Raw genomic sequence first — 21,355 nt, 5'->3', positions numbered from 1 at the left:
TAGTCTAACAGACATTGTAAAGCCTTCCTAAAACTGTTTATGTTTAATGAACCGCCGTATGCCGAACGGCACGTACGGTGGTGTGAGAGGACAGTAAGGGAAGTAATCCCTTACTTCCTACTCGATACCGGGCCACGGATTTAAGCCATGGCCGGTTGTGATCTTTATGCAACAGCAGCTGATAATGCAGGAGCGGCGGGAAAATCAACCGGCACTTTAGTGACACCATGCAGGTAGTTGGTAATTATTTTATCGCCGATGAGCACGATGGTATCTACCAGGTTCTCGTTGGTATAACCGGCTTCGAAAAAGTTTTCTACCAGGGCCGCATCGGGTCGGCCGGCACTTTCAACAAAACTTTTTGTAAGCGCAGCCAGGGCATTCAGTTTCTTATCGAATGAAACAGCGCCGGTCCTGATCTCCAGTATCTGCTGGTCGCTAAAGCCGTTTAATTTGCCAATGGTCGTGTGAGCGGCTAAACAATAGTCACAATCATTCACCTGGCTTACTACCAGGTTCACCACTTCTTTTTCTTTTGAGGTTAATGAACTCGGAGCGCTTTGCAGGGCCAGGTAATTGCCTAAGGCATTTTTGGAATAGGCCATAGTAGCGTACAGGTTGGGAACTTTGCCCAGTTTTTTCTGCAGGGTATCGAAAATGGCCTGGTTGTTAGCTGATACTTCTTCTCTTGTAGGAACTTTGAACGATCTCATTTTTTTATCTTTTGATTTGTTTGTCGTTATTGACGATGTAAAATTGCAAATCAAAAGGGCTGATAAAAATGGACACATTTCCCGAAGGCTTGTGCTTTTTTCCCTAAAAAGGCGGAAGGCAGAACATACAACGCAAAACGCCAACACGGGGCGCCGGAGGCTGAACGTTAACCCCCAATGCCGGGCTTGCCGAATGTATTCGAAAAGTACCCTTTGCAGGAAGGAGTGTTAAACTTTCGGCATTACACTTTTTGCGTACTACGAAATTCTGAGGGAGAGACCTCGGTGCTCTTCTTGAAGAAACTACTGAAATAGGCCGCATCTTCAAATCCCAGTTCGTAAGCAATTTCCTTGGCCGATCTATCGGTGTAGAGCAGCAGCCGCTTCGCCTCCAGGATAATGCGCTCCTGGATGATGGCCAGCGGTGATTTTTTATTATACAGGGCAAAGAGGTTCGACAGGGTTTTGGGCGAACGGTTCACCTGGTCGGCATAGAATTTTACGCTATGCTCCTTTTTATAGTGATTTTCCACCAACAGATTGAATTGCCGGATGATGTCCAGCTTTTGGTCGGGCAGTCCAGTTTCCGGCAAAAACTGCTGTTTGGCCAGGCGGGTGGCGATGATGATGAGCCTTTTCAATAACATGCGCAACATGTCTTCCTGGATATTATCTACGGTCGCAAACTCTTCAATGAACATTTGCTGCAGCAGATCAATTTTATGGCTGTTTTCCTTGTTAAGCGAGGTAAACATGGTCTGTTGAGCACCGAAGAATAAGAAACCGACGCAGCTTACTTCCTTGTCGTGGTCAACGATACAATAAAATTCCCGGTTAAATTGCCAGGCTACAATGCCGCTGCAATCTGAGAAGCTGAATGTTTGACTCACCATCAGGCAGAGCAGGGTACCAGCCGGGAACTCATATTCAATACCGTCAATCGTGACCTTTTGCGACAGGCCCTTATTCCAGGCGATGGTCAGCAATTTATCTTTCCGGTCTTTACCATAGAACTGCCGGTCAAATTCATCTTCTTCAAAGATCAGCTTGCATTCGCCTGCCGTCTTTGCATTTTTATATACCAGTTTCATACATGGAAGAATAGAAGAGCAATATAATTAAAAAGTGCCTGACCTGTAAGGTCCGCAGCAACCGACTGTTTACGCAAATGCCCCGCAAGCCTTACAGGTCACTCACTTTCCTGTCTTAACGCCTGTTTATATTCAGGTAAACAATAGCACAAAGCATAATGATGATACCGGCCCATTGAATGCAATGGATAGGCTCCTGCAGCACGATAGCCGCACAAATAATCGCCACCGGCATTTCAGCTACCATGAGCACGGAACTGACGGATGCTCCTATTTTAGGGATGCCTACTGCAAATAAGAGTGGCGGAATGATGGTGCCGAATAAAGCCAGCATGCCTGTCCATTTAAAGAACGATAAATTATATGGAATGCCAGTCGATAAATGATGACAGTTGACGATAAAAATAGCGGCAGCAGCACCGGTGACCATAATGGCGCTTCTGGTAAGCGGTACTGTTTGTTTACCTGTCTTGCTATTGGCAACTATATAAACCGCATATAGAGCCGCTGAGGCGGCGGCGATGACAATACCTTTAAAGGAAAGGTCTTTGGCCAGATCGATGCCGCCTGTTGCCATAAATGTTCCGATGAATACGAAGGCAAGGGCCAGGAATAACCGGATGCCTGGCCTATTCTTTAACAGGAACCAGTCGAGCAGTACCGTCATCCAGGTAAATTGCATTAACAGGATGATGGCTACAGACGCAGGTATATAGTTTACCGACAAGTAGTATAAAAAAGTAGTAAGACCAATCAAAGCGCCGGTGCAAAAGAGCAGCAGCCAGGTTTTGCAGGAGATGGTGGCTTGTTTGTTTGTATAGCTGTTCTTTTTCATTAATAAAACGAGTGACCAGAGTACCAGCGCGCCCAAAACGGCCTGCACAAACGAGATCTGTGCCGCATTGAATCCTTCTTTGTAGGAGAGCTTTGCCAAAGTAGACAAAATACCGTAGCTGCAGGCTCCGGTAAAAACCATGAGAATATATTTAGACATTGTCTATTCGTTGTTTTGAATGTTGAAAAGAGGAAAATTGAAGAAGAGACAGACAAAACAACTGAAGGCCCGCTTACATAAAGTAATGGGGAATGGATTGCAGCAGATGCAATGGTAACATTTAACCGACAGCTATTTGCCTGTTAAATGACGGGCGGGGGAAGAATAGAAAAGGATGATCTGAGCGCCATAACGTTTGTTTCTAGTGCAAATTTATTGAAAAAAGGTTATCGATACGCTTGTTGAATGGATCCGCTGTTAACGCTGAAAATCTTTTCGATCAATTCGATACCAATTACATTTAATTCCATGATGTACAAATGAGCCGGTGAGTGTTAAACCAGCTTTGCTAAGTACTTTATTGGATCCGATATTTTCCGCATGCGCATGGGCAAATACTTCGGGGGCCTGTAAAACATCAAAGGCATAGGTAAGCGATGCCTGCGCTGCTTCGGTAGCAAAGCCCTGTCCCCAGTATTTCTTGATCAACCTGTAACCAAGGTCCAGGAAATTAATGTGATTATTTGTTAATTCAGCGATCAGCTTTAACTCTGCCCATCCCATGAACGCGTTTGTTCTTTTATCAATCACCGCCCACCGGCCGATACCGTTATCGATATACTGTTGTCTGATAAACTGAATGGAATCGGCGATCTGTTGTTTATTTTGAACCGGTTGGCTGGTTAAATACAGGTGAACGTCCGGGTCAGCATCCAGCTCAAAGTATTCATCGATATCCATTGGAAGGATCTCTCTTAAAATCAATCGGTTTGTTTCGGCAAAGATTTTCATGATGACCCGGCAAAGATACAATTCCTGACGTTAGGCCCTGCATTGGCTCATTTGTTGCGTACAAATTGGAAACTTTTTCATGGCAGGAAAAAGATTCGACATAGAGATCATTGCTGCCCCTTCCATATTGGGTTTACGGCCGACCGGCGTACAGGATCTTGCCAAAACGCTGTTGGCCGCTGGTTTGGCCGGCCGGTTACAGGTAGAACTTCCTGTAAGAGAGGTTCAAACACTTAATGATTTTTATAACAAAGAAAGAGACCCGCAAACCCATTGCCTGAATCCTGCATTGATCAGGGAGTTTTCACTCATTTTAGGAAAGGAGGTAAACACGGTGATCAACAGTGGCCGCTTTGCATTCATTTTAGGCGGTGATTGCAGTATTCTCATCGGCATAATGGCTGCTTTAAAACGTATCGGTTCCTATGGACTGATCTTCATAGATGCGCATGCCGATTTTTATGAACCGGAGAAGTCTACTACGGGCGAAGTAGCCGATATGGACCTCGCCATTGTAACAGGGCGGGGGCCCGCCATTTTAACAAACATTCATGACCTGCAACCTTATGTAAAGGATGAACACGTCATTCATATCGGACAAAGAGATATAGAAGAAGCGATGGGGTTTGGCAGCCGCGATATAAGAGAAACAATAATCAAATGTTTCAGCATGGCCGACATTGAAGAGCGCGGCATTGAAAAAGTGATGGCCGACACTTTATTACACGCACATCAATTACCCGTTGAATCGTTCTGGATACATTTCGATACAGATGTTTTGGCTGACGATATAAACCCTGCAGTGGAGTACCACCTGCCAGGCGGACTTTCCTTCTCCCAACTTGAATACATCTTACAAAACTTATTAATGTCTGTAAATATTGCAGGTATCAGTGTAACTATCTACAACCCATCTTTCGATCCTGACAGAAAAATTGCCCGCAATATTGTTGAAAGCCTCGGCAGGGCATTCGATGTATAATTTTTTGAAATGATCTATTTTTGCGGTAATCAACAGCGCATTTTATCTATGGATGGCCAATACAGAAAAGACATTTATCCCGGGCAGGAAGTAGCCATTATACTAAAAAAGCACCAACGTACCGGTAAGTTAACATATGGGATAGTGAAAGACCTGCTGACTTCAGCAGCCTATCATTCGCGGGGAATAAAAGTTCGGCTGGAAGACGGGCAGGTTGGCCGGGTAGCCCAGACAGATGTGGTGGACCCGGAAGCAGAATAAAGCGATCGGTTATTACAACTTAATTCAATACGTCGTTGACTGATTTGAATAATTCGGCTTTGGTGAATGGTTTTTTGAGAAAGACATCAGCGCCGTTTTCAATAGCAACATCAGAGGCAGCCGCATCTACACCGGTTATCATGATCACCTTCGTAGCAGGATGATGCTTTTTAATAAAGCTGATGAAGTCTATCCCGAACCCGTCAGGTAAACGGTTGTCTAACAACACCAAACTAGGTTGTTCCTGTAGAAGGTATTCCTCAGCTTTTGCAAGGCTTTGAACATGTTCTACCTCCATATCTTTTTCATCTAACAGAATATTCAATAATAAGCAGAGATCTCCCTCATCCTCGATGATCAATACCTTTTTGGGGGCATGTTTTGTGGCTTTGACTTTCATACAAGAAGGTGGTTTGTGCTTCACGCTATTAAAAAAGCGTGCCAACTTCTTAGCTGTTGCCGATCGGGAAATCTGGAGATCAGTTAAACGATTGCCTGAATTGCAGGGGCGAGATATTAGTTTTCTTTTTAAAGAATTTATGGAAAGATTGCGGGTGTTCAAAACCCAGCTGATAGGCTATTTCCGCGACTGATAAATTGCTGATGGATAAAATTTCCTTGGCTTTTTCAATGACTTTCTCCTGGATGTGTTGTTGGGCATTCTGTCCGGTCAGCGAGCGAAGCATATCGCTTAGGTAATGCGGTGATACGTTAAGCTCGGCGGCAAGATATTGTACGGTAGGCAGGCCCTTCATCAAAGCAGTTTCGTTATTAAAGTAATCACTTAGCAGCGCTTCCATTTTTGTAAGCAGATCATGATTCACCGCCTTCCGGGTAATAAACTGGCGCTTATAGAAGCGGTTGCTGTAATGTAACAGTAATTCAATATGGGCTACGATAATATCCTGGCTTGAATCATCTATCACCTGTAATTCCTCTTCGATATTACGCATAATGGTAGTAATGACCGTTCTTTCTTTTTCTGACAAATGCAGGGCCTCATTGACCGAATAGGAAAAGAAGCCAAAATTTTTAATGCTTTTTCCCAGCGGATAATTCCTGATAAAATCAGGATGGAAGAGTAAGGTGTGCCCCCTGTATTCCGTTTCATCGGATACTGCCAGTACCTGGTTGGGTGCTGTAAAGGCCATGCCTCCTTCATCAAAATCATAATAGTTCTGCCCATACTTGATCCTTCCTCCCAGGGCTGCTTTAAAAGAGATCTTATAAAAATTGAGTAAAAAGGATTCGGGCAACTTGTTTTTATCAACCGAGATCTGTGTATTGTCTACCAGGCTTACCAGCGGATGCAGGGGCTTTGGTAAGCCCAGCACCCGGTGTAAGTCGGATATAGCATTGAATTGATAAGGGATCTTGTCTTCCTTTTTCATTTAATAAAGTTAATTAAGAAAGCGCTAAAAAGGTTTCTTCCATTTGTTTCCTGAATGCTTCATCGCCCAGCTGCAGGCGTTGTGCATACAGCGCCTTTGCATCTTCTCCCGCAACATATCTTAATTTGTCTTTTCCGTCTGTAGCAGCTTCATAAACCACCTCTGCAATTTGTTCTGCCGAAGTAAAATGATCTTCATTGATCTGTGAAAACATCTTGTTCATCCATTGTTCATAGGCAGGGTGTGAAGTCATATCAGCAGAGCGGTTCAAAAAATCTGTTTTAATGCCGCCGGGGGAAACTGTTTTAATGCTTACGCCGATCTTCTTTAATTCAAAGCCCATACTTTCGCTCCAGCCTTCCAGGGCCCATTTGGTGGCATGATAAACGGAAGAGAAGGGGAAGGTGATCAACCCTCCTATAGAGGTGGTATTGATAAAGAGTCCCTTTTCTTTTTCACGGAAAAAAGGAATGAATGCCTGTGTAACCCTGATAACGCCTAAAAGATTGGTATGTAACTGGCGTACGACCTGTTCATCAGAGGTAGATTCCAGCGGCCCCATCAAACCGTAACCCGCGTTATTAAAGACCACGTCAATATCACCTGAATGCATTGCCTTCGCGGTGGTTTCTTTGATCTGCACAGGGTCTGTAACATCCAGGGGCAACAAAGTGATGTTGTCGATCTTATCAAGCTCTTTTTCATTTTGCGGTTTACGCATGGTGGCAATGACTTTCCAGCCTCTTGATGCAAATAATTTAGCTGTTGCTTTTCCCAGGCCTGTAGAGGCTCCTGTAATAAAAATCGTTTTCATTTTTTGTAATTTGTTATACAAAATTGCATTACCGCTTATTCCCGGATGTAGCCTGATCGGAGCTTATAGTAGCCAAATCGGAATGGGGCGGGGGCGCAGGGCCGGCCCGGCATAAACATTGATCTGAATGGTTGTTAATTGTTTTCTTTAATTTCCGGTCGTTAAAAATAATTATATGCATAAGATCGTCAGCCTAACGCTTTGTCTTGCAGTATTTGCCATAGCTTGTAATGACAATAATCAAACTGCTGTAGAAGGATCGAACATTGCTGCGGACAACAGCCCCGATACCTCCGGCTCTTCTGTGGAGAACAGATCGCCTAATACTTCTTATAAACCCGCCTTTCCCGGGCAAACGCGGATTGGCCGCGTTGCGACAAAAACGCCTTATGAAGCTGTGGTGATCACTTCTGATCTTAAAAACCCCTGGGGTATTGCCGTGTTGCCAGACGGCCGGTTCCTGATCACCCAGAAAGGAGGCACCATGTGCATTGTTACGGCAGAAGGAAAAGTCAGCGAACCTATTACTGGCCTGCCACCGGTAAATTACCGGGGCCAGGGTGGTTTACTGGGACTAACCCTCGATCCGGCTTTTGCCAATAATAAAATGGTGTACTGGGTGTTTTCTGAGAACGTCGAAAACGGAAACCTTACCAGTGTGGCAAAAGGAAAATTGTCTGCCGATGAGAAAAAGATCGAAAATGCCACAGTCATTTACCGCGCTACACCAGCGCACAACAGCAATCTTCACTATGGTGGCCGCATCCTTTTCGATAGATCGGGTAACCTGATCGTGAGCACGGGTGAACGCTCAGACAAGGAAACAAGGCCCCAGGCGCAGTCTTTAAATTCAGGCCTGGGCAAACTGGTTCGCATAACCACCGATGGCAAACCTGCCAGTGGGAACCCTTTTGCCGGACAAAACAATGCGCGGCCTGAAATTTATTCCTATGGCCATCGCAATGTGCAGGGCCTGGCATGGCATCCTGAAACCGGCGATCTTTGGGAAAATGAATATGGACCCCAGGGAGGCGATGAGATCAACCTTATTCGCCCGGCTAAGAATTACGGCTGGCCCACCATTTCCTACGGCGAAGAATACAGCGGCGGAAAAATAGGAGATGGTATTACACAAAAGGAAGGCCTGGAGCAACCGGTTTATTACTGGGACCCGGTAGTATCGCCCAGTGGAATGACGTTTTACAATGCTGACCTCATACCAGAATGGAAGAACAATCTGTTTGTGGCTGCCCTGAACAAGCCGCATTTGATACGGCTGGTAATTGAAAATAATAAAGTGACCGGCGAAGAGCGTTTTCTGGAGCAGGAAAACCAGCGTTTCAGGGATGTTGCTGTTGGCAAAAATGGCGCCTTGTATGCCGTTACCGATGCAGGTAGAATGTATCGCATAGGGAAGAAGTAAGCAGTATATGTAACTGGCTATGGCATAGTTTTTTTCGGCTTTTGATATGGCCAGGGCAAGAATATATATAGGAACTTCCGGTTGGCATTATAAACATTGGCTGGGCACCTTTTACCCGGCCGGAACGAATGCTAAACAGCAATTCAATTACTACACAAAGTATTTTGATACTGTTGAAATAAACAATTCATTTTACAAGTTACCACCGCGGGAAGTTTTTGAAGGATGGTATCAAAATTCGCCCCGGAAGTTCCTCTTTGTTATCAAAGCGAACCGGTTCATAACGCACAATCTAAAGCTAACCAGGCCACTAGAACCATTAACAAGGTTGTTTAACAGTATTGCTCCGCTTAAAGAAAAATTGGGTCCTATCTTATTTCAGTTACCTCCGAAATGGAAAGTGAATGTAGAGCGGTTAAAAGCCTTTCTGCAGGCGCTGCCAGTGGGCTATAGTTATGTATTTGAGTTTAGAAATGATACCTGGTACAATGAAGAAGTGTACACATTGTTGCAGGAATACAACTGTGCTTTTTGCATTTATGAATTGGGTGGCCATTTATCGCCATTAAAGGTTACGGCCGATTTTGTGTATGTGCGGCTGCATGGGCCTTCTGCAAACAAATATCAGGACAGTTATAACAGGGCAAGTCTTAACAAATGGGCGAAACTATGTATGGAATGGCAGAGCCAGAAAAAAAAGGTATATGTATACTTTGATAACGATCAGCATGGTTATGCAGCGTTCAATGCGATCAGTTTGAAAGCCATGGTTAAAAAATTAACAGCGATGAAAAAGCTGCGTTCAACCGGTTGAATGATCGCCTTTCATTGCTGTTATCCGGCATAACACCATGCATATTTATTGTTTCCGGTTATCTCCACCTGATTCCAGTCTTCTTCTTAATTGGGCGGAAGGAAGGTAGATCTGGAAACCAACAGAAAGGCGCAGGTCACTAGATGTAACTCTTTCACCGAATCCAATAATACCATTGTATTTCAGCAATGCTTCAAGACCTACATTTTGAGTGAGGAAGTAAGTCCAGCCCGGCCCAAAACCTAAACCCAAACCATTGGTGTTCTCACCGGACGCAGGATTGGTGCCTTCAATACCTGCATTTCCTTCCAGGAAAAAACGGGAGTTACGAACGACGTTAATATCCGTGCCGAGGTAGTAACGTCCTAACAGACCAATACCATAATCAATACTTTCGCCGCCCCCTTTGGACGTTACCAGGCCGAAGTTCAGATATCCGCCCAATGCCAGATTATTTGAAAAGAAATACGCCAGTTTCGGTTCCAGGAAAAATGAGAAGTTACCTCCTTCATTTAAGCTGAGATCGAAATCAGCAATGTCGGCACCCACCAGTATATTGCCTTTCTGGATCTGAGCATGTGCTCCAATGATCAAATGCGAAGTTATCAGCAGTGTAATTATTTTTTTCATAAACCGTTTTAATACGGAAGCAAAAAAATCATACCCAGATGTAAATGACCCGGCATGATAAATAGGCATCAATATAGTAACAGACCATATCGTACAAACTCCATTAGTGCGCAAGTTTTACCTCAACCCGTTAACAGGTAAAGGCCACAACAACGTGAAGCCAGCGATGTCTAACCAGGGATGGAAGCTGCTCTGGTAACAGGAATAAGTGGTGATGTGGTATCCCTCATAGGCCGTAATACTTACCTTTGTTATATGTTCATTCCAGACGTATCGCAGCCATTGTGGTTCACGATAACGCTTATCGTGTTCTTTGCCATAATCGTGGGCAGGTATTTCCTGGTGTCAGGTTTGTTCTACCTCGTATTTTATATCTGGTTCCCTTACCGGTGGAAACAAAGAAAGATCAGTAAGAAAGCGTTCTCACGCAGCCAATTACATAGAGAAATAAGCTGGAGTATGTTAACGGCTGTAATATTCGCGTTTGTGGGAACAACGATGATCCTGCTATGGCAAAACGGATATACTAAGATCTATACCGATCTTACAGCATATGGATGGTGGTGGCTGCCGCTAAGCCTCCTGGTATCCATGCTGCTGGATGAAACTTATTATTACTGGATCCACAAGGAGCTGCATACCCCAAAGCTCTTTAAAGTAATACATAAAATACATCATCAGAGTAATATCACCTCTCCCTGGACGGCTTTCTCTTTTCATCCATTAGAGGGATTGCTTTTGTCTGTTTCGTTGCCCGTCATTCTTATGATCATTCCCATGCATCCGGTTGTCATCCTGCTGCAGCTAACCATTATGACATTCAGCAGTGTGATCAATCATCTCGATATAGAGCTTTATCCAGCCCGCTTTCATAAACATATATTGGGGAAATGGTTTATTGGCGCAACGCATCACGCGCTGCATCATAAGCAGTTCAAATATAATTTCGGCCTTTACTTTACTTTTTGGGACAAGTGGAGAAAAACCGAAAGCCCCTTGTTTGATGAAGCGTTTGAACGTAATACGGCAGCAGATACTAAAGTGTAAATGCAACCGCGTTTGTGCTGTTATGTTAAAGACCGTATCGGTTTCAGTACTTTCTGCTATTGAACTATTTTATGACAGGAGTTAAATGGTGTTCATCAACTTTTTTGTGGCAAAGGTAAGGGCTGCAACAGGCGATTCAAATAATTGTGGTTCTCCATCCTCATTATTGATCCATTCGGCATTCGCGGATGGCGGTTCGGCAAGATAATAGCGGGCCTTAAAATATTCAGTTGGAATAGTGTTGGGGTTTTCCCTGCCTGCAGGTTGTTCAATCACTTCTACCCACACATCTTTACCGTTTATTTTATGATGCTCGATCATAGTAAACAAGTTTACAGTCAGCTATGCAAATGCGGGACCAGGCTGTACCTTTTGGCTGAAAAGGGATGAACGGCGTCGGCTGAAGCTAAAAGAGGCGCCGCAAGCGGCGCCCCTGTTTGATGATTGAACTGCAATAAGCCAATAGCTATTTTTTGACGATCCTTTTGATGATCTTTTTATCCCCGTTGATCAGTTGTACTACATAGATGCCTGCAGGATATTTATTAATGTGCAATTTATGAACATTGCCCGATGCAGAACCAGTATAGTAGGTTTTACCGGTAAGGTCGGTCACGACGATCCGGGTTTTTTGGTTGCTTTCGGGTAAGGTGATGGTGACCTCATCTTTTGATGGAACCGGGTATACCTGGATGCGCCGGGACAGGATCTCAGCTTCAGTGCTTGCTGCAGCTGTCACACGTGCGGTAGCGGCCGACCCATACACCTCAAATTCATACAGAGAATAGCCATATTGAGACCCACGGGCGGTGCCGGTCATCCGAACATATCTGCAGGTTGCCGACAATCCGGTATGATCGTTTGTGAGTGAAGTATTGCCGCTGACGTTTTTGACGGTTGTCCAGTTGACGTTGTCTGCAGATACTTCCACCAGGTAATCCCTTGCATAGGCGGCTTCCCATGCCAATTTGATCCGCGAGACGGTATACTGGCCGCCGAGGTCAACCGTGATCCACTGCGGATCAACATAGAGGGTGGCCGACCAGCGGGTTGATGCATTGCCATCAACTGCATAATTGCCTGTGAATGCAGCGCCTTCAACAGATGATACGGTTACGTTTTTGTTAAGCGCAATATTGTTCGGGGTGCCTGCCACCGTGCCGTAAACTTCCAGGTCGTATATAGAATAACCATAGGTGGTACCACGGGCAGTACCGTAAACACGTACATACCGGGCGGTAGCGCTTAAGCCGGAATAATCGTTGCTTAGGGAAGTATTGTTTTGCACGTCGCGGACGGTGTTCCATTTGCTGTTGTCGGTAGAGACCTGCACGAGGAAGTTTTTACCATAGGCAGCTTCCCAATTAATGCGGATGCGGTTGATGTTATAAGAATTGCCTAGGTCGATCGTGATCCATTGCGGATCGATGCCCTCAGCACTGGCCCAGCGGGTAGCCCCATTGCCGTCTACTGCATTGGGACCTGTTAGTGTTCCGTCTTCAACAGAAGAAACAGTAACCGGTTTATTCAGGGCAATATTTTCGGGATTTGGGTTTGTTCCTCCGCCGAAATCATCAGCCGGATTCAACATGTTATTGCGAATGAACAGACCCGCTTCTTTGAGGCGGCTGGTTGTCCAGTTATTGCCGTTGCAGGTACCGGTTGTCCACACAGCGCCGCTTCTGAAATCATCGCTGTAGTTCCAGTTCACCCAACTGATCTTTTTCGTGCGCATGAGATCTAAATAGCGTTGCGACATGGCCATGTCGTTAAGACCATCGCCGGAGGCCTCCTGGGTACCAAATTCGGTAACGAAGATGGGCAGCCGGTCACTGGCCCAATCCAGGTGACTGAGGTAAGCGTCGCGGTGGCTTCTGGCATAAAAATGAAAGGTGTACAGGAGGTTGGGGTAGTTGAGCGGACTGTTTATGATCTCCTGTGCGCTGCTACCTTCTGATAAACCAAGTGATGACCAGGCCCTGGTGCCTACGATGATGGGCGCGTCGTTGTCGATGGCCCTGATGACGGGGATCACCTGGTTGGCGTAGTTCTTAATGCTTGCCCAGCTTACATTGCCATTCGGTTCATTACAGATCTCGTAGAGGATATTGTTATTGTTTTTAAAGGTATTCGCCATTTCTGTAAAGAAGGTAATGGCGCGGCTGGTATTGTGATTGGGATCACCGGGTGTGAGCATGTGAAAGTCGATCAACGCATACATACCGCGGGCGGTTACTTTATTCACCAGTGTTTTTACGAGATTGGTATAGTGGGTGGGATTGGTTTCATAACCGCCTTCCTGGATATACATGGAAATGCGGAAGATGTCTGCCCCCCAGTCATTGGCTACTGCATCGAGCGATGCATCGGTAAGACATTGGCTGTACCATTGAATGCCGTGGGAGCTCATCCCGCGTAACTGGATAGGATAGCCGTTCTGGTTGGTTAGCTTGGTGCCTACTACTTTTAGCTGGCCATTGATGGCAACAGGTGTTTGTGCAAAGCCCCATACGCAGATGAAAAGGCTTACAAACAGGACAATTGGTTTTTTCGGTGTTTTCATTAGATGGTTTATTTACTTGGTTCTGAAAATGACATACGGGTTGGCCTAACCTGTTAAGGAAAGGAAACAATTGTGCAGGAGGCTTTTGTTACTGGCAGTGAAGAAGGTAAATCGTTTGAAAGATAGCTTAGCTATTGGGGTTATAGGGAAGACAAATGTAAGGAAAGGGTTGTTTAAAAATTATCTTGTGGATAATAATAAACTGTTGAGATTTCTTAAGGTTTGAGTGGAATGCCTGATACCAGGGTTTAATTAAAGATCCCATTCATTTCCGTTAGTATAATAGGTTGTTCATCGGTAATGACGATGGTATGCTCGTGTTGCGCCATAAAACCTCCTTTGTTGCCAACCATCGTCCAGCCGTCGTTGAGTTCCACGGCATAGGTAGAGGTGGTGGAAATAAAGGTTTCAATGGCTACGACCGAATTTTTCTTAAATCTTCTCAGGTCGGAACGGTTCCTGTAGTTCAGCAATTCTGCCGGTTCTTCATGAAGGCCGCGGCCGATCCCATGCCCTCCCAGGTTTTTAATAACTTTATAGCCATGTTTCCGGGCTTCTGTCTCCATGAGGTGCCCAATATCTGCTATTTTTACGCCGCCCCTGATGTTGCTGATCGCATGGCGCAGGATCTGTTTGGAGGTATCTACTAATTTTTGATGTTGATTCACATCATTTCCAAGAACAAAGGAGCCGCCATTGTCGGCCCAGAAGCCAGCAAGCTCGGCAGAAACGTCAATATTTATCAGGTCGCCCTCTTTCAAAATGCGATTGGCCCTGGGTATACCGTGGCAGAATTCATTGCCTACACTTATGCAAGTCCAGCCCGGGAAGCCGTATGTCAGATAAGGTGCTGATCTTGCGCCAAAGCCGGCGAGGACCTGCCCTCCAAACTCATCCAGCTCTTTGGTGCTCATGCCGGGTTGGGCATAATTGATCATTTCCTTTAATGTGAATGCAACGGCTTCACTTGCTTTTTGCATTCCTGACAATTCCGATTCCCTGGTTATTGACATATTTTCCTTTTTCGGCCAGCAAAGGTATGAAATTATTGACGGGTGCGTTTTTGGTGGTTTAAAGCGAAGGTAGAAGCAACAGGCAATACCGGTCCTACCATTGCTTATCCAGCTTAATGGCTTCTTGTAAGAGGCGAACTATTTTCCGTTGGTTGATCTCCTCCGGAGCTTTATAAATTTTATAGAAGATCTGCTTATTGGTTCCCTGCGTTAAATAATTGTCAACGTCATTAAGTTTGTTGCCATACCAAAATCCGAAGAGCACACCTTCTTTGATCCCACCTCTGGGGACTGTAGCGGGCCAGATAATACAAATTCCCTTTTTGCCATAGAAGTAAGGTACATTAAATGAAAGTTTCTCTTTGCAATATCCGGGAAGGGTGTCGATAACGATATGCCTCAATACATCAACGATTATTTTTTCGTTTTCAGGCAGCAAAGCATAGAGCTGAACCAGGGACTTGATCTTTTCTGTAGCCATATAAGAAAGAAAAGTGTGCTATAGAATTATTTTCAGGATATCAGTTTATAAACATATTCATCTATTTCTGCAGCCCGTGCATTGGCAAAGCCGCGGATCGTATCTATTTTTACAAAGCCACATTTCTCCAATACACGTTGTGAACCTATGTTATCGAAAGCTACGCGGCCAAAAATGGGTCGTGTCTTTTCAATCGTAAGGAACTGCATGAGAGCAGCAGAAGCAACTCCCTGTCCCCAGTATGGCTTGTCTACCCAATAAGTTATTTCTGCATCACCATCCATGACAAATTTAGATACGCTGCCTGCAATGGCGCCATCCACCAGGATGGTACGGGTGTTAATGCTTTCATCATTTAGCAGTCGATCCCATTTCTTCATGAAGGCATCCCTGTCGCGATGATCTTTTGGCATAAACGCAGCAAGGTGACAAGCTTCTTCGTCGAGTTGAAAGCGGAAGAAATGTTCCAGGTCGGTATATACCGGGCTGCGAAGTTGTATAACTGGCATAGCCGTAAGTTAGGAAGAAAAAGTTATAGTTGCAGTGATGCCTTTCGTTGTGATATAGTGTTTTTTAGCCATTTATAATCCTGGTATGTGAATGGTTTGGTTTCCTCGTAACCGATTGATGCGATACTCGCGCCCGCCTGTTGCAATCCTTATGAACGGTTCGATGTTTTTTCAGTCAAGTTTCTTCTTAAAGACCACTCTGTGCTGCCCCAGGCCTGAGTAGTCTTTAATCACCTTTATGCCGTATTCATTTTCAATTCCGGTCATTTGCATTCCCATAGCCAAATGAAAGTGTATTGATTTTTCATTTGTTGGCGTTGTGATGGCTTTTAAGTTGTAAATACCGATGCTTTTTAGGTAAGCTATAAAATGATTGTAAAGGGTTTTGCCTAATCCTTTATTTTGATGAGTTTGTCTAACCCCGACAAGATGAACATAACCGGTGTGTTCAGTCTGTGATAAAAAACCAAAGAGATAAGCAATTACCTTCTCGTCGTTTTTTATCACAAATGCCGTGTTTCCAAATTCATTAAAAAACATGGGATGATGATATGAAAGCGTTCTGTTGCTTCCCCAGAAATCTTCGATGTCGGCAAGGATCTGTAAAAAATCCGAATGATTACAATTTAGTATTCGTGCTGTATTCATATGACCATGCAAAATGTCAAAGTTCTTAAAAAACTTTTATTTGTCACATCTTGCTCGTTGCGCTGTTAACGTCCGTCGCTAATCGTTACAGTTGAACCACCTGGAAATCAATTTTAACAGAATGTATAGTTGCTTCAGGATTTATTCTTCACCTGTATAGCTATGTTAGGACGAGACAAGTGCTACAAAAGTTGGTGTTGAGTGCTCTAAGAGTGTTTACAGACTTGTCTACGATTGGTGAGGGAGTGCTCTTGCGCACTTGGTCTGCAGAGCTGTGTTAGAGCTATCTGCTATCTTAGAGCTATCTTAGTGCTATCTCAGTGCACTCTCAATACTATGGCACATCATGAGGCTACCGAAGGATGTATTGGCGACATGCACCTGTTTACTACCGCCAATATTGAAGGGCTGCTTCCTCAAAACTGGAAAAAACTACCACAACTGTAATCGCTTGCCCGGTGGCTTATAAACACCGAATGAAACAGGGAGGTAGGCTGCCGCAAGTAGCATCCTTGATGGAAACACTGCATCCCTGGCTGGGAAGCAACCGTTATTTGACAGTGACCCCAACATGCTTTTGAGAGCGCCGGCTTCAATTGGGTAAGCGCAGACCTCGTGAATTTTATCTTTATTTTTTATTTTAATATGGGCTGCTGGCTTCAATATTGATTGGGTATATGTATGAAAAGCATCTTTTTATTACCCCTTATCGCCTTGCTGCTGCCGGCTTCCGTACAGGCTCAGCAGACGACAGGCCGGTTAGATATAAAACTCAACAAAAACGTCTTTCCACCCGGCGATTCATTACTTGTAACAGTGGATTATAAAGATGGCGGTGGCCAACTACTGAACCAATCCCTGGCAACAATGGAGCTGGTGATTGAGAACGAAGAAGGCCGGCGCACCCGCCTCCGCTGGCCGGTGATCGAAGGGCGAGCTTCTGGTAAAATTTTCTTACCCGATTCCTTGCCCCTCGGCAAATACACGTTGCTGGCGGGCTTGCAGCAACGATTTTTCGAAGTGATTGGCCAGATAAAAGACGACAGGAACATCGGTAGTATTCAAGCGATGCTTCTCACCAAAACTGGCGACTGGGACGAGCAGAAAGTAACTGTGGCGCCGGACGGCACCTTCGCTATCCGTAACTGGCTGTTTGAAGACAATGCATTGTTAGCTTTCCAGCGAACAAAAGACAATAACCAGTCGCTGAATATCAGCATCAGTAGTCAACTTGATTCCAGCTATGAACCCCTGGCCGTTGCAGGCAGAACATTTTACATAGGTAACCCGCCAGCAGCGGTGCGGCCAACCCTGAACAAGCCTGTTGAAACCCCAGAGGCGCTTTTTGCAGACCGCGGTACTACGCTGCCGGCGGTCATTGTAAGGAGCACCGCCAGAACCCGGGGGCAGCAATTTAATGAAGAACATGTCAGCGGCTTGTTCCGGTCAGGAGACGAGCGCTTGATTAGTATTATGGATGACCCCAGTGCGATTGGGTTTCCCAATGTTTTTAACTACTTGCAAGGCAGGGTTGCCGGGTTGCAAATTGCATCAACAGGCGCTGCCACGTGGCGTGGCGGCGGGGTAACGTTCTATCTGGATGAAGTAAGGGTGTCGGCCCAACAGATCGCCAATATACCCATGACAGACATTGCAATTGTAAAAGCGTATCCCCCGCCTTTCACCGGTGCTTTCGGTGGCGGCGCTGCGATTGCAGTTTATACCCGTCGGGGTGGCGAAGCCAATTACCTACCTCCTAACAGGCAGGTGTTTAAAGTACGAGGCTACACGCCATCTGCAATAGCGTTGGACATGAATAAGCTAAGTTTGTAATCATAGGATCAGGTTCAATTTTTCTGCCATATAACCGTCTTCAAAAAATACCTCGGCTACATCTTCAATGATATCTTGTTCAGAGTAAAGATTGCACAGGTGAACATCATATTCGCTAAAAATAGCCAGCTGGCGGATATGAACCCACGCTGAAATTCTTTGATCTACCCGGGATGGGAGTTGAACCCACACTTAAATAAAAAAGGCCTCACTTCCGTGAAGCCTTGTCTTAGTAGCGGGATCGGGAGTTGAACCCGAGTCCGCCAGCTGGCGGATATGAATCCAACGCGCTGATCAAATAAAAAAGGCTTCAAATCTGAAGCCTTTACCTTGTAGCGGGATGGGGACAATTCCAGAACCAGTTACTAGCCGACTTAATTGCTTTTAGCGACTTATAAGCTCGGCAGTCAGCCGATCGACTGCCTGTCTACTCATTTCCGAAACTTTTTGTTTCTGTTGGCTTCAGTTCATACCCGACATTTGTAAAGCTAACTACCAGCCATTTACCGGTCGCCTTGTCTAGGACATATGTGCCGATATTGCCTACGGTACTTATTGAGCGCACTTGTACTACTGCCACATCAGGCTTTACAAATCTTATCTTTTCGATGGTGTATGCTTTCTGGCTATTCTTTGCTGGTCCTGCATGAAACTGAGCAAGGGCTTCTTTCATCACTTGCTTGCCTTTATGCCATTCCCCAAAAACATTGATATGGTCTATATCGTCAGCATATACAGATACCATCTTTTCCACATCATGAGTATTCCAACCTTCGTAAAACCGCGCCAACAAGTCCCTAATTGCATTTTCTCCTGAGCACTTGTTGATTGTGCCGTTAAGAATTGAACGGAAAAAGTGAAAAGCATTGTCATAAAGAAGCAAAGACTATACTTGCAGGGGAAAAATTTTTTCTTCATATGTTGTAGGTTTAAAGCGTGTTTTGGTAAAAGGACTATCCACTCTCAGTATTGCTGCAGTCAAGATAATAGCGCCGCTCTGCAGAAGCCGAAGCCAAATTAATGTTTATAGCTGATACTTATTTCTGTTGTTCATCAGTGTTCCCGTCACGCCGGAACTGAAGCTGAACAGCGAAAATAACCGCTGATGTTTATGCAAAAGAAACCGTTACCTTCCTAAAATCAAAAGAGTTTAATTTCGTTGCTCTTTCCAATAGCGCTACACATTATATTGTTGCTGCGTATGTCACAAATATTGACCAATTTCACGTTTTTTATAGCGGACAAGACAAACATATATCAATAAATGTTGGTGTGCTAGGTAACAGACCCTAAACTCTTCAAAGTCATTTGCATAATACAGGCTGACTATTCTTTTCTAAGAAAGGTTATCCTGTCCGAGGGAATGGGAGTTGAACCTAATTGGCAGCAGCGTAACGCTAACTGAACGATAATGACCAAATAAAAAAGGCTCCAAATATTGAAGCCTTTTCGAGTAGCGGGATGGGGCGAAAAGTCTAACCGATTAATACAGGATTTGATTGATTTGACAGTTTGTCTGACTGACAAAGAACTTAAAAGTATATTTCCGGCCAACCAGTTCCCTTCAATTTGCCATATCTGTCAAAATTAAATACAATTACAGTTAAATTGAGAGATGGCGATTGCATTAAGACACTGACAGCCAATACATTAATGCTTTTTACACTTCTAGGGTACACAGATCTTACTTTTATGTTAGATTTGTATACGAGGATAAATTTTATATAAATGACTTCGCCACTTTTAGATAGAATTACTATACAGCCTGGGCTAATGGGAGGCAAACCCACGATACGTGGTTTGCGTTTTCCTGTAAGTGATATATTGGAATTACTGTCCAGTGGTCTTACCGAGGCAGAAATTCTTGAGCAACATCCTGTTCTCGAAAAGCAGGATATTGCAGCAGCCCTCCTATATGCTTCAATGAAAATCAAAAACACAGTAGTCATTCATGCAGCCTGATTGGGAAATCTGGATCGATACCAATATTTCTCCAATAATTGCCAAATGGATGGCTGAACAAACCGGTTTGGTCGTCAAATCTTCTTATAGCCTTTCTTTACACTTTCTAACGGATAGAGAAATTTACGAGAAAGCAAAAAAACAAGGAAGGGTAATCTTAATTTCCAAAGATGCTGATTTTCCTGAACTGATTAACCGGTTAGGAACTCCGCCGAAATTAATCAATATCAGGGTTGGTAACATGGGTAGTCGGCAATTATGGGAACGAATTCATGCAGGAGTTGTCCAAGGAGTAAAAATTTTAATAACTTCTGATGTTGCTATAGTTGAAATTGATTGATTCTTTTTAAACTCGCTAGCTCCACCTTACACTATAATTACATTTATTGAAAAAGACAGATCCAACAGACATACTCAAGTTATGCATATCTGGCAATTTTATCTCTTACTTATCTTCCAAAGCAAATATTCTTATTCTAATAGACAATGCTTCGCCTCCGCAGTCACAAATTGTGATGAGTGCCAGCCTTCGAACAAATGCAATGGTTTTTTAGGAAATGTGAACGTGAATGAGGAGTAAAGGCAATGATTAACTGACTAGCAGTTCCCGATTTAACCTGTGCGGGCTAAATGGTTTTACATAGAAACACTTAAAGGTGTCAGTTTTACTATTCGGAAGATAAAAAAGTTTGAAAAAAATCAAAATGGCCTAACTATCGTTAAGCCATTTGTCAGTGTAGCGGGATCGGGAGTTGAACCCGAGACCTTTGGGTTATGAATCCAACGCTCTAACCACCTGAGCTATCCCGCCAATTATGTTTTAAGACCGTTCTGAGATTTCTAGTGATCCGGTCGAACCCGAGTCCGCCGGCTGGCGGATATGAATCCAACGCTCTAACCACCTGAGCTATCCCGCCGTTTCGTTGCCCCCATTCCGCCCACTGGCGGATATGAATTCAACGCTCCCATTAATCCTCACTTAGCGTGCTTGAAATAATGGGGTGCAAAAATAGAAAAAAATCGCTTTCCTGAAAATTTTATTAAGCAGTTCTGACACAATTCTTTAAGAAAATCGGCTTGACCGCTGGAAACTGGCCGCATAACCTCTTTCCAATTTGAAAAGTTAGCGGCCTCAAGTGCAAAGCTATTAGCAAAATCAGCATGTCACCCTGCCGATGCGATAAGGCTTTTACCGCATCGGAAATATCATCCGCCAGCGCGACGAAGACTGACAACCGATCGAAAATAGCATCCACCGGGTGCGAGAAGCCTTCTTCCCGCGGGGGAAAGGCTGCGCCCGATACAAAATATCTTCCGCCCTGTGGGCGAAGGCTCCGTCCAGACGGGAGAGATCATCCACCGAGCGGGTTGGGACTGGACAACCGATGGGAGAG

The 21,355-nt window shown here is 44.5% G+C and carries 23 protein-coding genes and 1 tRNA gene; 8 read left to right on the top strand and 16 right to left on the bottom strand.

The window, feature by feature from the left end:
- Positions 1-164: 164 nt before the first annotated feature.
- The 4 genes from JT717_RS27545 to JT717_RS27530 all read right to left on the bottom strand — a co-directional run bounded on the left by JT717_RS27545 (position 165) and on the right by JT717_RS27530 (position 3,590).
- The gene (locus tag JT717_RS27545) at positions 165-713 is read right to left on the bottom strand and encodes a carboxymuconolactone decarboxylase family protein (RefSeq protein ID WP_205514546.1); all 549 of its coding nucleotides are present in this window, start codon (positions 711-713) and stop codon (positions 165-167) included.
- 242 nt (positions 714-955) lie between these two features.
- Entirely contained in the window at positions 956-1,804 is an 849-nt protein-coding gene (locus tag JT717_RS27540) for a helix-turn-helix domain-containing protein (protein WP_205514544.1), read from the bottom strand.
- 115 nt (positions 1,805-1,919) lie between these two features.
- Entirely contained in the window at positions 1,920-2,798 is an 879-nt protein-coding gene (locus JT717_RS27535; protein WP_205514542.1) for an EamA family transporter, read from the bottom strand.
- A gap of 258 nt (positions 2,799-3,056) precedes the next feature.
- Complete coding sequence (locus tag JT717_RS27530; protein WP_205514540.1) at positions 3,057-3,590, bottom strand: GNAT family N-acetyltransferase; 534 nt, start codon at positions 3,588-3,590, stop codon at positions 3,057-3,059.
- A gap of 79 nt (positions 3,591-3,669) precedes the next feature.
- Here JT717_RS27530 and JT717_RS27525 point away from each other — a divergent pair, with 79 nt between their 5' ends.
- Together JT717_RS27525 and JT717_RS27520 are read left to right on the top strand one after the other, a co-directional pair.
- Entirely contained in the window at positions 3,670-4,572 is a 903-nt protein-coding gene (locus JT717_RS27525; RefSeq protein ID WP_205514539.1) for an arginase family protein, read from the top strand.
- A 9-nt stretch (positions 4,573-4,581) separates the two neighbouring features.
- Positions 4,582-4,833 (top strand): YwbE family protein, encoded by a 252-nt coding sequence (locus JT717_RS27520; protein WP_369411772.1) that lies wholly within the window; start codon positions 4,582-4,584, stop codon positions 4,831-4,833.
- Positions 4,834-4,852: 19 nt separating this feature from the next.
- On the opposite strand, the gene JT717_RS27515 is transcribed toward JT717_RS27520, so the two are convergent.
- The 3 genes from JT717_RS27515 to JT717_RS27505 all read right to left on the bottom strand — a co-directional run bounded on the left by JT717_RS27515 (position 4,853) and on the right by JT717_RS27505 (position 7,038).
- Positions 4,853-5,233, bottom strand: coding sequence for a response regulator (locus JT717_RS27515; RefSeq protein ID WP_205514538.1), 381 nt, complete (start codon positions 5,231-5,233; stop codon positions 4,853-4,855).
- 79 nt (positions 5,234-5,312) lie between these two features.
- A complete protein-coding gene (locus JT717_RS27510; RefSeq protein ID WP_205514536.1) occupies positions 5,313-6,224 on the bottom strand; it encodes a helix-turn-helix domain-containing protein in 912 nt (303 codons plus the stop codon).
- A gap of 13 nt (positions 6,225-6,237) precedes the next feature.
- A complete protein-coding gene (locus JT717_RS27505) occupies positions 6,238-7,038 on the bottom strand; it encodes an SDR family oxidoreductase (protein WP_205514534.1) in 801 nt (266 codons plus the stop codon).
- Between the two features lie 175 nt (positions 7,039-7,213).
- Here JT717_RS27505 and JT717_RS27500 point away from each other — a divergent pair, with 175 nt between their 5' ends.
- Both JT717_RS27500 and JT717_RS27495 read left to right on the top strand, forming a co-directional pair.
- Complete coding sequence (locus JT717_RS27500) at positions 7,214-8,461, top strand: PQQ-dependent sugar dehydrogenase (protein ID WP_205514533.1); 1,248 nt, start codon at positions 7,214-7,216, stop codon at positions 8,459-8,461.
- Between the two features lie 46 nt (positions 8,462-8,507).
- A complete protein-coding gene (locus JT717_RS27495; protein WP_205514531.1) occupies positions 8,508-9,275 on the top strand; it encodes a DUF72 domain-containing protein in 768 nt (255 codons plus the stop codon).
- Between the two features lie 45 nt (positions 9,276-9,320).
- Here JT717_RS27495 and JT717_RS27490 read toward each other — a convergent pair whose 3' ends face one another.
- Complete coding sequence (locus JT717_RS27490) at positions 9,321-9,905, bottom strand: putative outer membrane beta-barrel protein (RefSeq protein ID WP_205514529.1); 585 nt, start codon at positions 9,903-9,905, stop codon at positions 9,321-9,323.
- Between the two features lie 180 nt (positions 9,906-10,085).
- On the opposite strand from JT717_RS27490, the gene JT717_RS27485 reads away from it, so the two are divergent.
- Positions 10,086-10,952 (top strand): sterol desaturase family protein, encoded by an 867-nt coding sequence (locus tag JT717_RS27485; protein WP_240348456.1) that lies wholly within the window; start codon positions 10,086-10,088, stop codon positions 10,950-10,952.
- Between the two features lie 81 nt (positions 10,953-11,033).
- On the opposite strand, the gene JT717_RS27480 is transcribed toward JT717_RS27485, so the two are convergent.
- From JT717_RS27480 to JT717_RS27455, 6 genes are all read right to left on the bottom strand, one after another.
- Positions 11,034-11,273, bottom strand: coding sequence for a hypothetical protein (locus JT717_RS27480; RefSeq protein WP_205514528.1), 240 nt, complete (start codon positions 11,271-11,273; stop codon positions 11,034-11,036).
- A gap of 145 nt (positions 11,274-11,418) precedes the next feature.
- Positions 11,419-13,515 carry a cellulase family glycosylhydrolase gene (locus tag JT717_RS27475; protein ID WP_205514526.1) on the bottom strand — a complete coding sequence of 699 codons (2,097 nt, stop codon included), beginning with the start codon at positions 13,513-13,515 and terminating at the stop codon, positions 11,419-11,421.
- Positions 13,516-13,763: 248 nt separating this feature from the next.
- Positions 13,764-14,528 (bottom strand): type I methionyl aminopeptidase, encoded by a 765-nt coding sequence (gene map / locus JT717_RS27470; RefSeq protein ID WP_205514524.1) that lies wholly within the window; start codon positions 14,526-14,528, stop codon positions 13,764-13,766.
- Positions 14,529-14,622: 94 nt separating this feature from the next.
- The gene (locus JT717_RS27465) at positions 14,623-15,009 is read right to left on the bottom strand and encodes a DUF1801 domain-containing protein (protein ID WP_205514522.1); all 387 of its coding nucleotides are present in this window, start codon (positions 15,007-15,009) and stop codon (positions 14,623-14,625) included.
- 32 nt (positions 15,010-15,041) lie between these two features.
- Positions 15,042-15,518 (bottom strand): GNAT family N-acetyltransferase, encoded by a 477-nt coding sequence (locus tag JT717_RS27460; protein ID WP_205514520.1) that lies wholly within the window; start codon positions 15,516-15,518, stop codon positions 15,042-15,044.
- Positions 15,519-15,689: 171 nt separating this feature from the next.
- Positions 15,690-16,166: a GNAT family N-acetyltransferase gene (locus tag JT717_RS27455; RefSeq protein WP_205514518.1), complete on the bottom strand. Its 477-nt coding sequence runs from the start codon at positions 16,164-16,166 to the stop codon at positions 15,690-15,692.
- A gap of 681 nt (positions 16,167-16,847) precedes the next feature.
- On the opposite strand from JT717_RS27455, the gene JT717_RS27450 reads away from it, so the two are divergent.
- Complete coding sequence (locus tag JT717_RS27450) at positions 16,848-17,999, top strand: hypothetical protein (protein ID WP_205514516.1); 1,152 nt, start codon at positions 16,848-16,850, stop codon at positions 17,997-17,999.
- Positions 18,000-18,426: 427 nt separating this feature from the next.
- Here the strand turns inward: JT717_RS27450 and JT717_RS27445 are convergent, their stop codons facing one another.
- Entirely contained in the window at positions 18,427-18,882 is a 456-nt protein-coding gene (locus JT717_RS27445) for an SgcJ/EcaC family oxidoreductase (protein WP_205514515.1), read from the bottom strand.
- Between the two features lie 845 nt (positions 18,883-19,727).
- Between JT717_RS27445 and JT717_RS27440 the strand changes: the two genes are divergently transcribed.
- Both JT717_RS27440 and JT717_RS27435 read left to right on the top strand, forming a co-directional pair.
- The gene (locus tag JT717_RS27440) at positions 19,728-19,961 is read left to right on the top strand and encodes a DUF433 domain-containing protein (protein WP_205514513.1); all 234 of its coding nucleotides are present in this window, start codon (positions 19,728-19,730) and stop codon (positions 19,959-19,961) included.
- Entirely contained in the window at positions 19,951-20,301 is a 351-nt protein-coding gene (locus JT717_RS27435; protein ID WP_205514512.1) for a DUF5615 family PIN-like protein, read from the top strand. The genes JT717_RS27440 and JT717_RS27435 overlap by 11 nt, the downstream gene beginning before the upstream one ends.
- A 397-nt stretch (positions 20,302-20,698) precedes the next feature.
- On the opposite strand, the gene JT717_RS27430 is transcribed toward JT717_RS27435, so the two are convergent.
- A tRNA-Met gene (locus JT717_RS27430) sits at positions 20,699-20,772 on the bottom strand.
- Positions 20,773-21,355 lie beyond the last annotated feature (583 nt).

This window comes from Longitalea arenae, from assembly GCF_016924755.1.
In the GTDB taxonomy this organism is placed as follows: domain Bacteria; phylum Bacteroidota; class Bacteroidia; order Chitinophagales; family Chitinophagaceae; genus Niastella; species Niastella arenae.
The sequence above is the reverse complement of the archived record's forward strand: the minus strand, read 5'-3'. Positions and strand labels throughout refer to the sequence as shown.